This is a genomic window from Bacillus sp. 204(2023) (assembly GCF_037027505.1).
Taxonomy (GTDB): Bacteria; Bacillota; Bacilli; order Bacillales; family Bacillaceae; genus Bacillus; species Bacillus subtilis.
The window spans coordinates 1-13,257 of sequence record NZ_JAXCHE010000004.1; the positions used below are offsets into that span (position 1 = coordinate 1).

Here is a 13,257-nt window from a genome sequence, read left to right on the forward strand (position 1 = left end):
ATACCTAGCCAAGCAAGGCTAGGCATGTGGGAGTGCTTTTTCTGCACCTGAAATCAGATGAATATGTAAAGAAACAGCCCAAAACAAAAAAGCTTGTAGAAAAAAACACCGTTTTCTCTACAAGCTGAGGATAGACATCTGTCTATCCTTTTTCTTATGCTCTTACATAATGGAGCTGAACCGCTTGTCCAAATTGTTTTTTCTCTTTTAACCGCAGTTTTGTTTCATTTGTTAGTTCGTGAAACAGCGGGATGCCGCTTCCTAAAACGACGGGAATAACAGTGATGATGAATTCATCGATGGCATCTTCTTTCATAAAGGCATTCACCAGCTCTGCCCCGCCAGCTATCCAGATGTTTGAGCCTTTTTCCTGTTTCAAACGGGCAGTGAAGGCTCTGGCTCCCTCATTGATAAACGTCACATGTTCATCTCGATAACTGTCGGGCGATCCTGTAAAAACATAGCAGGTTTTATCCTGATACGGGAAAACCGGTGTTAGCACTTTAACGTGCTCATATGTGCTCCGCCCTAAAATGACTGTATCAACAGTCTGATAAAAATCACTGTAGCCGTTGTCACCTTCACCTTCAAATTCATCCAGCCAATCGATGCTTCCATCTTCTTTTGCGATCATCCCGTCCAATGAAACAGCCATGTACAGCACAGTTTTTCTTTCCATGTTCTCCTCCTATCGATGCACCATTTGCCCGAATTGCGCTTGATGCAGCCTGCTGTATAGGCCTCCGGCTTCGATCAGGTCTTGATGACGGCCTTGTTCTTCAATACCGTTGTTTGTGACGACTACAATTCTGTCCGCGTCTTTGATCGTCGCCAGCCTGTGGGCAATGACAAGCGTCGTGCGCCCCTCAGACAACTCTTGAAGCGCCTTTTGGATCGCCGCTTCCGTTTCTGTATCAAGGGCTGAGGTGGCTTCGTCGAGAATCAAGATCGACGGATTTTTCAAGAACATCCTTGCAATTGACAGACGCTGTTTTTGCCCGCCGGAAAGCTTCACGCCGCGTTCGCCAATCATAGTATCCAACCCATCGGGCATGTTATGGACGAGCTCTTCCAGATGCGCCTGCTTCACAGCTTGCCAAATGTCTTCTTCTGATGCGCCTAGTCGGCCGTAGGCGATATTTTCTCTAAGCGTGCCCGAGAATAAGAAAACGTCCTGTTGCACGACTCCAATCTGCCCGCGCAACGAAGAAAGCGTCATGTCTTTTATACTGATGCCGTCAATCGTAATGTCGCCCTCCGCTGCTTCATAAAAACGCGGAAGCAGACTGCAAAGCGTTGATTTCCCCGCACCTGACGGACCGACGAACGCCACCGTTTCCCCCGCTTGAATGGATAGGTTGATGTCATTGAGGACATTGTGATGGCCATCATAGCCAAACGAAACATGTTTATAGCGGATATTGCCCTTCAGGCCGGAAACATCTTTCGCATCAGGTGAATCCTGAATGTCCGGCTCTGTCTCCATGAGCTCCATATAGCTTTTGAAACCCGCGATCCCCCTCGGATACATTTCGATAATGGCATTAATTTTGTCAATAGGCCTGAACAGCACATTTGTCAGGAGCACAAACGCCACGAATTCCCCGTACGATAAGGAGCCGCGAATGACAAACCACGTCCCGCACAAAAGGACAAACAGCGTGACAAACCGGGTCAGCATATAGCTGATTGAACCGTTTTTCGCCATGATTTTGTAGGAAGAAAGCTTTGTGACACGAAAACGCTGGTTATTGACGGCGAAACGTTCTTTTTCAAACGCTTCATTTCCGAACGCCTGCACAAGCCGGATGCCGCCGATGTTATTTTCTACACGCGCGCTGAAGTCTCCGATATCCTTGTTCAGCGTGGTAAATGCTTTGGTCATTTTTTTGTTGAAATAAAGCGCTAGCCAAATGACGATCGGCATAATGATAAACGTTAATAAAGCAAGCTGCCAGTTAATAAACAGCATCACTCCGAACGCCCCGAGAATGGTCATGACCGCAATGAATAAGTCTTCCGGACCGTGATGGGCGACTTCACCGATATACATTAAATCGTTCGTGAGCTTCGACATCAGCGTTCCCGTCTTGTTGTTGTCGTAAAATTTGAACGAGAGCTTTTGCAAATGGTCAAAAAGCGACTTTCTCATATCAGTCTCAATATTGATACCAAGCATGTGTCCCCAGTAGGTCACGATATACTGAAGAGCCGAGCTGAGCGCGTACACCGCAAATAACCCGATTGAGGTCGCGATGATCAGTCCCCAGTCCCTGCCCGGCAGCAAGGTATCAATAAAATAATTGACGATCAAAGGAAAACTCAGCTCCATTAAACCTCCCGCGATCGCTGAGAAAAAGTCGAGAAAGAACAACGTTTTATATGGTTTATAATATGAAAAAAATTGCCGCAGCACCCTATCTTCCCCCAATGTATAAATAACTGATAATATTTCTCAATTATACTATACACGGGCTGTTTTGAAAGATCAGATTTCTTTTTTCTTACAGAACACCTGAAAACAGGCGGGCAAATGACTCTTTTGTCCGGTCAGCCACGCCTCTTTTATAAAAGCCGACAGGGCTGAGCTTTTCACTTTCCTGCATATCCTCTTCAAAATGGGTCTCAAGGGTTCGGATCGCTTCGGCATCCGTGAAGAACACATTCACTTCAAAGTTGAGCTGAAAGCTGCGCATGTCCATATTCGCGGTGCCGACGGAGGCGAGATCACCATCAATGATCATGACTTTTTGATGCATGAAGCCTTTTTGGTAGGAGTACACTTCAATGCCCTCAAGAAGCAGCTCCGGGAAATAGGACCTCGACGCGTATTGGGTCAAAAAGCTGTCGTTCTTCTCCGGCACCATAACCCTTACCTCTACCCCCTTTGTCGCCGCTGCTTTTAGCGCCGTGCGAATGGATTCATTGGGGACAAAATAGGGCGTGGCGATCCATATTGATTTCTGCGCTGAAGAAATCATTTCATAATAAAGGTCGCTCATGCTTTCCTTCATGTCAGGGCCTGTCGCGACAATTTGATAAATGCCTCCTCCTTCCACGGGAACCGGGGTATTGTACTCCTCTTGATCAATTAACACTTCATTGGAGACGTATTCCCAATCCAGCATAAAGATAGCGTGGAGCGTTTGCACAATTTCCCCCTCAAGCCGCAGATGTGTATCTCTCCAAAATCCGATGTACGGATCTCTGCTGATATATTCCTTCCCAACATTTAATCCGCCCACAAAACCGGTTTTCCCATCGATGATCACGATTTTCCGGTGATTTCTGAAATTCAGCTTCTGGTTGAAAAACCCGTATTTCAGCGGAGAAAACGGGACGATGTCCACCCCCGCTTGTTTCATTCTCATAATATCTCTTCTTGCCAGCTTCATGCTTCCTGCCGCATCGTATAAAAACCTCACCTCGACACCCTGGCGCGCTTTCTCCATCATAATATCCATCATGCCGCGTCCGAGCATGTCTGATTTAAACATGTAGTATTCAATATGTATGTAAGATTCCGCTTTTCTCATTGCTTTGAAAATGTCCGGGAAGGTTTCTTCGCCGTTTTTCAGCACTTTGATGTTGCTTTTCGTATTGATATTCATATGGGCAGCCCTGATGGAATAGGTAAAGAACCTCTCTTGATTGTCCTTCAGCCCTGTCACTTCGGGCGTTTCCTCCTTGTCAAACAGCTTCCTGAGCTTTTCCCTGTTGTACATTCGTTTTGTCTTAAACAGCTTTCCCTTTACATAAAGCTGTCCCGAAAACAGATAAAACACGTAGCCGGCGATTGGAAAAAAGACAAGAATATGGATCCATAACAGCGTGTGCTGCGAGGTGCGGTTTTCAAGAATTAATGAATAGATGCTGAACAAAATAATGCTTATATAGCAAAGCAATCCTCCGTAAAACTCAAGCCTGGAAACCGGAAAAAACCAAATGACATATGCCCCGATGAGCATCATATATAAAAAGAAAAATTCCAGTCTCCTTTTCAGCATCCTGATTCTCTCCAATCTGATTCAATTACCTCTGTATTACCTCTTTTTTCTAATCGATAAACCTTGTAAGTAAATAACCTCTCCGCCGAAGGAGGAGAGGTTTAGAAAAAACTAACTGTCAAGGAATTCATCCGCATCGTTTCTGCAGAAATAAAGCAAGACTATTGGCAACGTCGAGTGAAGCCTGATGCTACAACATGAACGGCAGGCCGAACCCGCTCAGCACTCCGGCAAGCGCCGAAAAAGAGGCGGCGCTGTGACTGCAAATACGGTGGATAGAGTGAATTTGATACCCATTCTGATGAGAGAAAATATATAAAACGGGAAATTGATCAGAAAGATATAAGGAGTTAGTTAGGCTGAATCATAATCTGCTGTTCCGCCGGTTTAAAATGAATAAAATCCTTGATGTTATTTCCATATACAAACATAACAGGATTCCCGGCCGCCCAGCCATTACCTTGGCAGTAAATATCTTATGTTTTCATCAAGATAAAAAAATCCCCCTCTTGCAAGGGGGATTTTCACGAGCGTTTCCGATATACAACGTAGCTGCGGGTCAGATACTTGAGCGGCAGGCTGAACACGTGAACCAATCTTGTAAACGGCCACAGGATAAAAACGACGTATCCTATCACAATATGAAACTTAAACCATAGCGGGACACTCTCCATCAAAGAGGGGTCAGGCCGGAACAAAGCGATTTCCCTGAACCACGGTCCGACTGTTGTCCGGTAATCGAAGCCTTTCGAATCAATGTTGAGAAACGTGGCCGCAACGCCTGACAGCATCATGAACAGCAGCAGGAGGAGCGTAAGGATATCGGATGGCGAGCTCGTTTTGCGGATTCTTTTGTCAAACAGCCTTCTGTACGTCAGGATGACAAGTCCGGTACATGCCGCAATGCCCGCCGGCAAGCCAGCGCCAATCGCCATTTTGTGATACATATGCTCTGAAATGCCAAGGGAAGCATACACGCCTTCCGGGATCAGAATCCCCATGACATGCCCGCCGACAACACACAGCAGTCCCCAGTGAAAAAGTGTGCTGCCCGCCGCAAGTTTTTTCTTTTCTAACAGCTCGCTTGATTTCGCCGTCCAGCCAAATTGGTCATGCTGGTAGCGGTAAATATGGCCGCCGATAAAGATTGTCAATACAATGTATGGCATAATACCCCAGAGGATCTGCCCGCTCATACCTGAACAGCCCCTTCAACGCTTTCACGTACGCCAATGTTTTCAAGCGCGGACAGCAGCACGTGCAGCAGTTCAGCGTATATACTGTCATTTTTTTCGAGACGGGATGCCAGCTCCTTCACATTGGACAGATATTTCTCAAACACGCTTCTCGCTGCTTCAATTTCTGCAGCCGCAGCAAATTCCAGCATCAGCGGCAGATAATCAGGCAGCTCTTTCTCTGTCGGCAGGAAACCGGATTGCTCGTATGTGTTTTTTAAATGCAGCAATTCAATGCCGCGTTCCCTTTGCTCGCCCGAGTTAAAGTAGGTGACATACATATTTGTTTTTTTCCCAAAGTCGAACGTATAGACATAGTGTTCAATCAGCGCTTCCGGTGAAAAGCTGGCTGACGCCTCGAAAAAGTGCAGCAGCTTCTCCCGGATTTGCCGGTTGCTGATTTCATGGATAAGAGCCTTCCAATCGGGAATCTCAGCTCTCCACTCTTCATCCGGATAAGAGAGAAGAGAGGAAAGAGCGGAGAACGTAATTTGCCGGTCTGTGGTGTTCATCTTGTTACACCTCATTTATCAAAAGTTAGAAACAGGAGCCGGGGCCGCCTGAAAATGATAAGCCGCAGCTCCCTTGTTCAGCATATAAATCTGAAACTTCTTCTCGATGACTGCTCGGTATCACAAAGCGGTCATCATATTTGGCAATCGCAAGCAGCCGATACATATCTTCAATTTGCTGTTCTGTTAAGCCGACACTGGAGATCAGTTCCGGGTCGATTGATTTATTCGTCTGGATCGCTCTCATATACTGGCGCATGACAGACATTTTCTTTAACGTTGACCGGATATGATCCGTATCACCGGCTGTTAACAGCTGCGCCAAATAATCTATCGGGATTCTCATTTGGTCGATAGCCGGAAAAATATCTTCCGCGGATTGCCGGCTGCCTTTTCCTTCAAAGAGATTCATAATCGGGCTGAGCGGCGGAATGTACCACACCATTGGCAGCGTACGGTACTCAGGATGAAGCGGCAGCGCAATCTTCCAGTCAATGATCATTTTATAGATCGGCGATTGCTGCGCAGTCTCTATCCATTCAGCCGGAATGCCTTGTTCTTTTGCCAGTTTGGCAACCTCAGGATCATTTGGATCAAGAAAAACGTCCAATTGGGAATGGTAGAGATCCTTTTCATTTTCAACAGATGCCGCTTCCTCCACTTTGTCCGCGTCATACAGCATGACGCCGAGGTAGCGGATTCTGCCAACACACGTCTCAGAGCAGATGGTTGGCAGTCCCGCCTCCAAACGCGGAAAGCAGAGTGTGCATTTTTCCGCTTTGTTCGTTTGCCAGTTAAAATAGACCTTTTTATAAGGACAGGATGAGACGCAATATCTCCATGAACGGCATGCGTTTTGATCCACAAGCACAATGCCGTCCTCCTCGCGTTTGTACATGGCGCCGGATGGACAGGATGAGACGCACGCCGGGTTGATGCAGTGCTCGCAAATACGGGGCAAATACATCATAAAGACCTCATCGAATTCTGTTTTGATCGATTCTTCCATCTTTTGTACGTTGGGATCTTCAAGTCCCGTTATGTGGCCGCCCGCGAGATCATCCTCCCAGTTCGGTCCCCATTCGATATTCATGAAATCCCCCGTTAAGGACGATTTCGGGCGTGCTACCGGCTGGTGTTTTTTCTGCGGGCTGTTCGTTAATGTTTCATAATCATAGTTCCAGGGCTCATAGTAATCATCAATCGACGGCTGATTCGGATTATAGAAAAGGCCTGCAAGCCGATTGGTTTTCGAGCCCGATTTCAGCTCGAGCTTTCCTTTTTTCAATGTCCAGCCGCCTTTATATTTGTCCTGGTCCTCCCATTGCTTCGGGTAGCCGATGCCCGGCTTTGTTTCTACATTATTGAAGTACATATATTCCGCACCGGAACGGTTTGTCCACGTGTTTTTGCAGGTGACGCTGCACGTGTGGCAGCCGATGCATTTATCCAAGTTCATGACCATACCGATTTGCGCTTTAATCTTCAAGCCAATCGACCTCCTTCAGCTTGCGGATGACGACGTTCAGGTCGCGCTGATTCCCCGTTGGACCGTAATAATTAAAGCCGTAGCTGAGCTGGGCGTAGCCACCGATCATCTGTGTCGGCTTGACGTGAATCCTTGTCGGGCTGTTATGGGTGCCTCCTCGGTTATTCGTTAGCTTTGTGCCTGGCACGTTGATGTGGCGGTCCTGGGCATGGTGCATAAACGCCATTCCTTTAGGAATCCGATGAGACAAAACCGCTCTTGCGACGACAACGCCGTTTCGGTTGAAGCATTCAATCCAATCGTTGTCTTTGATATCCGTATCCTCTGCATCATCTTTATTCATCCATACGGTCGGTCCGCCGCGGAACAGCGTCAGCATCGGCAGGGAATCAAAATACATGCTGTGGACAGACCATTTATTATGCGGCGTCAAATAATTAAGGACGATTTCTTTTCCCTCTTGATCAGGCCGCTTGCTCAGAAACGGGCGATGCTGGAGGATCGGTTTGAATGTCGCCATCGTTTCACCGAATTCCATCATCAGTTCATGATCGACATAATAGGATTGTCTGCCTGTCAGCGTCCGCCACGGAATTAATTTTTCAACATTCGTCGTAAACGGCGAATACCTGCGCCCTCCTTTTTCAGAGCCGGAAAACGCTGGAGACGTGATCACCGTTTTCGGCTGGGCTGTAATTTGTTCGAACGTAAAGCATTCTTCCTCGCGTTCTTCCGCCAGGTCTTTCAGCTTCAGGTTCGTGATGTTTTCAAGTGATTCCCATGCTTTTACTGCGACCTTTCCATTCGAAGTGGATGATAGGGTTAAAATCGCTTCTGCAGCCTGCTTTGCTTCACTTATATTCGGACATCCCTTTGCGACACTGTCCGAGGTGATTTCTCCCAATCTCTGTTTGAGTGATTCATATTCATCGGCTATTGACCAGCTCATCCCTTTTGTTCCGCTCGGCTTTAAAGCAACGTTCGGACCAAGTGCAGTCATTTTATGAAAAATGTGTTTGTAATCCCGTTCAACGACTTGGATGTTCGGCATCGTTTTTCCCGGAATGGCTTCACATTCGCCTTTGCTCCAGTCATTGATTTTGCCGAATGGCTGGGCCAATTCCTGCATGGTGTCATGGAGGAGCGGCGTCGCAACCACTTCTTTCACCGGCTCCATATCGACTTCTTCTGCCAGATCGGAAACGGCTTTTGACAGCGCCTTGAAAATATCCCAGTCTGACTTCGATTCCCACGGAGCCGAGATCGCAGGAGCAAATGGATGAATGAACGGATGCATATCTGTGCTGCTGAGATCGTGTTTTTCATACCACGTCGCTGCCGGCAGCACGATATCGGAATACAGCGCCGTACCGGCCATTCGGAAGTCAAGATTGATTAACAAGTCGAGCTTTCCTTCCGGGGCCTGCTCCCGCCATTTGATTTCTTCAGGGCGGATGCTGTCGCTATCGTCATTCATCAAGCCGTTTGTCGTCCCCAGCAAATGCTTGAGAAAATATTCATGCCCTTTTCCTGAGCTTGAGATCAGATTTGCCCGCCATACGAAGAGATTTCTTGGAAAATTCACTTCATTATCAGGATCTTCAATCGCGAATTTCAGTTTTTTCTCTTGGAGCTGTGAGGCCACGTACGCACCAACGTCTTCAGGTGTTTCTGCCCCTGCTTTTTCAGCTTCTTTATACAGATCGATGCCATTTTGATTGAAAGTCGGGTAAGACGGAAGCCACCCCAGCCGCGCGGCCAGCACATTGTAATCAGCGTGGTGCTTGTAGCGGGATGACGCAGCAATCGGCGATGCCAAATCACTGATCGGCTGGTCCTCATAACGCCACTGATCTGTCGCAAAGTAGAAAAATGAGGTGCCGTTTTGCAGCTTGGGCACGCCTTCCCAGTCCTTTGCAGTTGCAATCGTCTGCCACCCTTCAGCAGGTCGGAGCTTTTCCTGCCCCACGTAATGGGCCCAGCCTCCGCCGTTTACGCCTTGGGCGCCTACAAGTAAAACAAGATTTAACACCGCTCGGTAGATCGTGTCGGAGTTGAACCAGTGGTTAATGCCGGCCCCTACGATAATCATGGACCGGCCGTCTGTATCGATCGCATTTTGGGCAAACTCTCTGGCAATCTTAACGACAGCTTCTTTTTTGATTCCTGTCATTTGTTCCTGCCAGGCAGGCGTAAACGGCTCAGGATCATCATAGGAGACAGCCGATCGTTTACCGATACCCCGGTTCACGCCGTAGTTAGCCAGTATCAAGTCAAACACGGTCGTGATGTACGTTTCTTCACCGTTCAGGTTCATTTTTTTAATAGGAAGATCCCGCTCGAGCACTTTGTTTCCGTCATTTGAAAAATACGGGATGCGCACCGTGCCAATTTCGTCCTCTATTCCCAGCACAGAGAGACGGGGTTCAATCGGTTCCCCGGTTTCTTCATCAATCATGTGCAGGTTCCATTTCTGCTGCCCGTCCCAGCGCGAGCCCATTGTCCCTTGGGGTATGGCAAATGAACTTGTCTGTTCATCCCAAACCGCAGGCTTCCACTGATCATGCTTTGTCTGCCGCCCGATGTCCTTCGCATGCAGAAACCGTCCCGCTGTGTATACGCCGTTTTCTTTTGACAGGGTGACGAGAAATGGAAAATCAGTGTATTGCTTCGCGTACTCAATAAAACGTTCAGTTTCTTGGTTCACGTAAAATTCCTGCAAAATGACGTGACCCATCGCCATCGCAAGTGCCCCGTCAGTCCCTTGGCGAATACTCAGCCAGTCATCCGCGAACTTTGAGGATTCCGCAAAATCCGGACTGATCGAAATGACCTTAGCGCCTTTATAGCGGGCCTCCGCCAAAAAATGCGCGTCAGGCGTTCTCGTTAACGGAACGTTGGAGCCCCATGTGATAATATAGCCGGAATTGTACCAATCACTGCTTTCCGGAACGTCCGTCTGGTCACCCCAAATTTGCGGAGATGCCGGAGGAAGATCCGCATACCAGTCATAAAAACTGAGCATAGGGCCTCCGATTAACGACATAAACCGGGAGCCTGATGCATGGCTGATCATGGACATGGCCGGAATCGGAGAAAAACCGACGTTTCGATCAGGCCCGTATTTCATCACTGTATACAGCAGAGAGGCTGAAATCAGCTTCAGCACCTCCGGCCATTCAGCGCGCACAAACCCGCCTTTCCCTCTCGCCTGTTTATAGGACTTCGCTTTTTCAGGGTTTTCGACGATCGATTTCCAGGCTTCCAATGGATTTTGATGTTCTTGCAGTGCCTCCCGCCATAAATTAATCAGTACACCGCGCACGTATGGATATTTCACACGCAGCGGGCTGTAGATATACCATGAAAAACTGGCCCCCCGCGGACAGCCTCTCGGTTCGAAATCAGGCATATCCGGGCCTGTTGATGGATAATTCAAATTTTGCCCTTCCCACGTGACAATTCCGTTTTTGACATAAATATTCCAGCTGCAAGACCCTGTACAGTTAACGCCGTGGGTGGAGCGAACGACTTTGTCGTACTGCCATCTGTTTCTGTATACATTCTCCCAATCGCGATCTTCGCGGGTGGTTTGGCTATGTTTATTTGAATGGTGTTCGATAGGAGAGAAATAATTCAATCTCCTAAACAACGGACTCCTTTTCTTTTTCTTCATGAGAGTTCACTCCTTCCGAGTCAGGTGATGCTAAGTTCACTATAAACAGAGACAGCGTGTTTCCTTGTGAACTATGTCACACACTCTGCTTTTTTCACAAAATGTTCACACAAAGGAGAAGGAAGGCTGAGTTCAGACAGGACGCTTGGGTCATTAGCTGCCTTTCATTCAAAGATCAAAAAAAACCGGCTCTATTTAAGAACCGGGCTCAGCGTTTTCATCCTGTGATGTATGCAGATACCGCAAAAATAATTGATAGGAACAAAAAACATTTTGCTGAAGCATAGCCAAAAAGTTCATTTGCAGCTGCGGATGATAAGACATCATTTTCTTAAATATGTAATATGGGATGTTGAGAATCAGAATGTCTGAAGTGGCATTGACTGAGATAAAGGGCGATAAATAAAGCCCGCCTTTTTCATCAATCGGAAACACATCGCCTTTTTCCCACAGCGCAACGGTTTTCGACCCTTCAGGGAGCCTGCTGTCCATGAAACGGACACTGCCTTTTAATACAATATAAACAGATTGAGAATGAAGAAAAGATGGAGACTGATCACATGAGCCGCGGATAAACGTGCCGTTTTTCAGCAAAGTTTCGACAATGGATAGAGGCACTTCATTAAACATAGGAAGTTGTTTCAGAAATAATAAATAGTCACACTGATTCATAGGAAAACCTCCTGTGCTAAGGATAGCTTTAGTGTAGCTCGACTGAGCCTGTACAGCAGTGATGTATTTCACAGCCTGTATGATGAATGTCACTTATCAGGAGGGTGACTGCATTTATAATGATAGAAAAAAGGAGGATTTCGATGAAGGCGCTGATTCCGAAGCAGCACGGCGCGTGGGCGATGCTGCTGATCCCATTTTTACTCGGCATGGTCAAGGGAGGCCCCGTTATTTGGCATATTCCGCTCTTCCTAGGCTGGCTTTTCCTATACTTAGCGGTTTATCCCGTTACGCTTGCCTTAAAAAAGAAACAAAGCAAACCATATCAAAAGTGGATGTGTTATTACGGTTTTCCCGCCTGCTGCTTTTTGATGATCTCGGTCTTTCATAAGCCGCCTCTCATCTGGGTGGGCGTTTCTTTACTGCCGCTGTTTTTCATACATATGTATTTTGCCCGCCGAAAAAACGAACGAGCCCTATTGAATGATGTTGCAGGTGTCTTGTTCTTTTGTTCGGGCGGGTTTGCGAGCTGCTGGCTGGGGATGGGAACCCTCGACGGCTGGGCTTGGTTTATTTTCTTGCAGTCTGCTTTATTTTTTATCGGGAGTTCCTTTTATGTGAAATCGGTGATTCGTGAAAGAAAAAACAGGACATTTGCATACTGGTCATGGGGATATCACCTGCTGCTCCCCTTTTTATCCGCTCTTTTTGGAGCAGGATGGGCGTTTCTCGCTTTTATCCCGAGCAGCTTGCGGGCATGGTTTTTTCATGGAAGGGATTGGCCCGTAAAAACGATTGGCATTCTGGAAATCGTGAATGCCTGCTTCTTTCTTGCCGTCATGTGCCTGTTTATCACAAGGTGAAAAAAACAAGGACACCGCTGTCCTTGTTTTTTTCAGTCAATATTGCAAATCTCCAGCGGGCAATTTTCACACTCAATCTCACATCGTAAATAGTCCCGCTTGTGCAAAATAATTTTTCCGGATTCGTCTATCGAAATAACCCCTTTTTTGCGGAGATCTCCCAGCATACGGTTGATGCTTTCCCGTGCAGCCGCGCAAAACTTTGCCAAATCCTGATTTGTCAGGACAATGTTAATCAGAATGCCGTCGCTTCGCTCCACTCCGTAGCTGTTTGATAAGCGGATAAGGGTAGAATAGAGCGCCCCCTTTTTGCCATGAAGAAGCAGATCCCTGATTTTGGACTGAATCTTCCGGAGGTGCGTGCTCATCCATTTCATAAACTCAAATGTCAAAGCGCCGTTTTGGATTAATTCTTTTTCCAGCTTATTTTTATTAATGACGAGCACCTCGCCATCCTCTAGCACTTTTGCACTGAGCATATACCTTGGTTCTTCAGTGAAAAGTGTTAATTCACCGACGATATCATGCTTTTGGCAGATTCTAAGCGTCAGGTCTTTTCCGTCAGATGTCAGCTTGCCGATTTCAATGAGTCCTGATTGAATCAGATAAAGCTCTTCTGCATCCATTCCTTCTTGAAACAAATACGTGTGTTTTTCCATTTTTCTTTTCGTGCTGATCGATTCCAGCAATTCATGCAGATCGCTGGATATAAGATCACTATCAGATGGTCGAACAGAGAGAAAATTCATGAGCTCACCTCGAAGAAAGTCACGTTGTGTGTTTATTGTAACGTGAATTGATTT

At 47.0% G+C, this 13,257-nt stretch carries 10 protein-coding genes and 1 pseudogene; 1 reads left to right on the forward strand and 10 read right to left on the reverse strand.

Features of this window, described 5'->3' with window-relative positions:
* Nucleotides 1–154 precede the first annotated feature (154 nt).
* The 9 genes and pseudogenes from WA279_RS09565 to arfM form a co-directional block, all read right to left on the reverse strand.
* Nucleotides 155–679, reverse strand: a complete 525-nt coding sequence (locus tag WA279_RS09565) for a dihydrofolate reductase family protein (RefSeq protein ID WP_336155235.1) — start codon at nucleotides 677–679, stop codon at nucleotides 155–157.
* A gap of 9 nt (nucleotides 680–688) precedes the next feature.
* Entirely contained in the window at nucleotides 689–2,416 is a 1,728-nt protein-coding gene (locus WA279_RS09570; RefSeq protein ID WP_336155236.1) for an ABC transporter ATP-binding protein, read from the reverse strand.
* Between the two features lie 88 nt (nucleotides 2,417–2,504).
* Nucleotides 2,505–4,007, reverse strand: a complete 1,503-nt coding sequence (cls, locus tag WA279_RS09575; RefSeq protein ID WP_038829823.1) for a cardiolipin synthase — start codon at nucleotides 4,005–4,007, stop codon at nucleotides 2,505–2,507.
* A gap of 130 nt (nucleotides 4,008–4,137) precedes the next feature.
* A pseudogene (locus WA279_RS09580) lies at nucleotides 4,138–4,346 on the reverse strand (YitT family protein); the annotation flags it as partial.
* 185 nt (nucleotides 4,347–4,531) lie between these two features.
* Nucleotides 4,532–5,203 carry a respiratory nitrate reductase subunit gamma gene (gene narI / locus WA279_RS09585; protein ID WP_024571808.1) on the reverse strand — a complete coding sequence of 224 codons (672 nt, stop codon included), beginning with the start codon at nucleotides 5,201–5,203 and terminating at the stop codon, nucleotides 4,532–4,534.
* On the reverse strand, nucleotides 5,200–5,754 hold the full coding sequence (gene narJ, locus WA279_RS09590) for a nitrate reductase molybdenum cofactor assembly chaperone (protein WP_336155241.1): 555 nt from the start codon (nucleotides 5,752–5,754) through the stop codon (nucleotides 5,200–5,202). The genes narI and narJ overlap by 4 nt, the downstream gene beginning before the upstream one ends.
* 25 nt (nucleotides 5,755–5,779) lie before the next feature.
* Nucleotides 5,780–7,243: a nitrate reductase subunit beta gene (gene narH / locus WA279_RS09595; protein ID WP_336155243.1), complete on the reverse strand. Its 1,464-nt coding sequence runs from the start codon at nucleotides 7,241–7,243 to the stop codon at nucleotides 5,780–5,782.
* Nucleotides 7,233–10,919: a nitrate reductase subunit alpha gene (locus WA279_RS09600; RefSeq protein WP_336155247.1), complete on the reverse strand. Its 3,687-nt coding sequence runs from the start codon at nucleotides 10,917–10,919 to the stop codon at nucleotides 7,233–7,235. Before WA279_RS09600 ends, narH begins: the two co-directional genes overlap by 11 nt.
* Before the next feature lie 195 nt (nucleotides 10,920–11,114).
* The gene (gene arfM / locus WA279_RS09605) at nucleotides 11,115–11,591 is read right to left on the reverse strand and encodes a Crp/Fnr family transcriptional regulator ArfM (RefSeq protein WP_014478284.1); all 477 of its coding nucleotides are present in this window, start codon (nucleotides 11,589–11,591) and stop codon (nucleotides 11,115–11,117) included.
* A 143-nt stretch (nucleotides 11,592–11,734) separates the two neighbouring features.
* Between arfM and WA279_RS09610 the strand changes: the two genes are divergently transcribed.
* Nucleotides 11,735–12,454, forward strand: coding sequence for a YwiC-like family protein (locus WA279_RS09610; RefSeq protein ID WP_123374480.1), 720 nt, complete (start codon nucleotides 11,735–11,737; stop codon nucleotides 12,452–12,454).
* Between the two features lie 32 nt (nucleotides 12,455–12,486).
* Here the strand turns inward: WA279_RS09610 and fnr are convergent, their stop codons facing one another.
* Entirely contained in the window at nucleotides 12,487–13,203 is a 717-nt protein-coding gene (gene fnr, locus WA279_RS09615) for a fumarate/nitrate reduction transcriptional regulator Fnr (protein WP_336155251.1), read from the reverse strand.
* Nucleotides 13,204–13,257 lie beyond the last annotated feature (54 nt).

Excerpts from the sequence above, each read along its gene's own strand:
- WA279_RS09565 (WP_336155235.1), bottom strand. The coding sequence starts at position 679 with ATGGAAAGAAAAACTGTGCTGTACATGGCTGTTTCATTGGACGGGATG.
- cls (WP_038829823.1), bottom strand. The coding sequence starts at position 4,007 with ATGCTGAAAAGGAGACTGGAATTTTTCTTTTTATATATGATGCTCATC.
- narI (WP_024571808.1), bottom strand. The coding sequence starts at position 5,203 with ATGAGCGGGCAGATCCTCTGGGGTATTATGCCATACATTGTATTGACA.
- narJ (WP_336155241.1), bottom strand. The coding sequence starts at position 5,754 with ATGAACACCACAGACCGGCAAATTACGTTCTCCGCTCTTTCCTCTCTT.
- WA279_RS09600 (WP_336155247.1), bottom strand. The coding sequence starts at position 10,919 with ATGAAGAAAAAGAAAAGGAGTCCGTTGTTTAGGAGATTGAATTATTTC.
- arfM (WP_014478284.1), bottom strand. The coding sequence starts at position 11,591 with ATGAATCAGTGTGACTATTTATTATTTCTGAAACAACTTCCTATGTTT.
- WA279_RS09610 (WP_123374480.1), top strand. The coding sequence starts at position 11,735 with ATGAAGGCGCTGATTCCGAAGCAGCACGGCGCGTGGGCGATGCTGCTG.
- fnr (WP_336155251.1), bottom strand. The coding sequence starts at position 13,203 with ATGAATTTTCTCTCTGTTCGACCATCTGATAGTGATCTTATATCCAGC.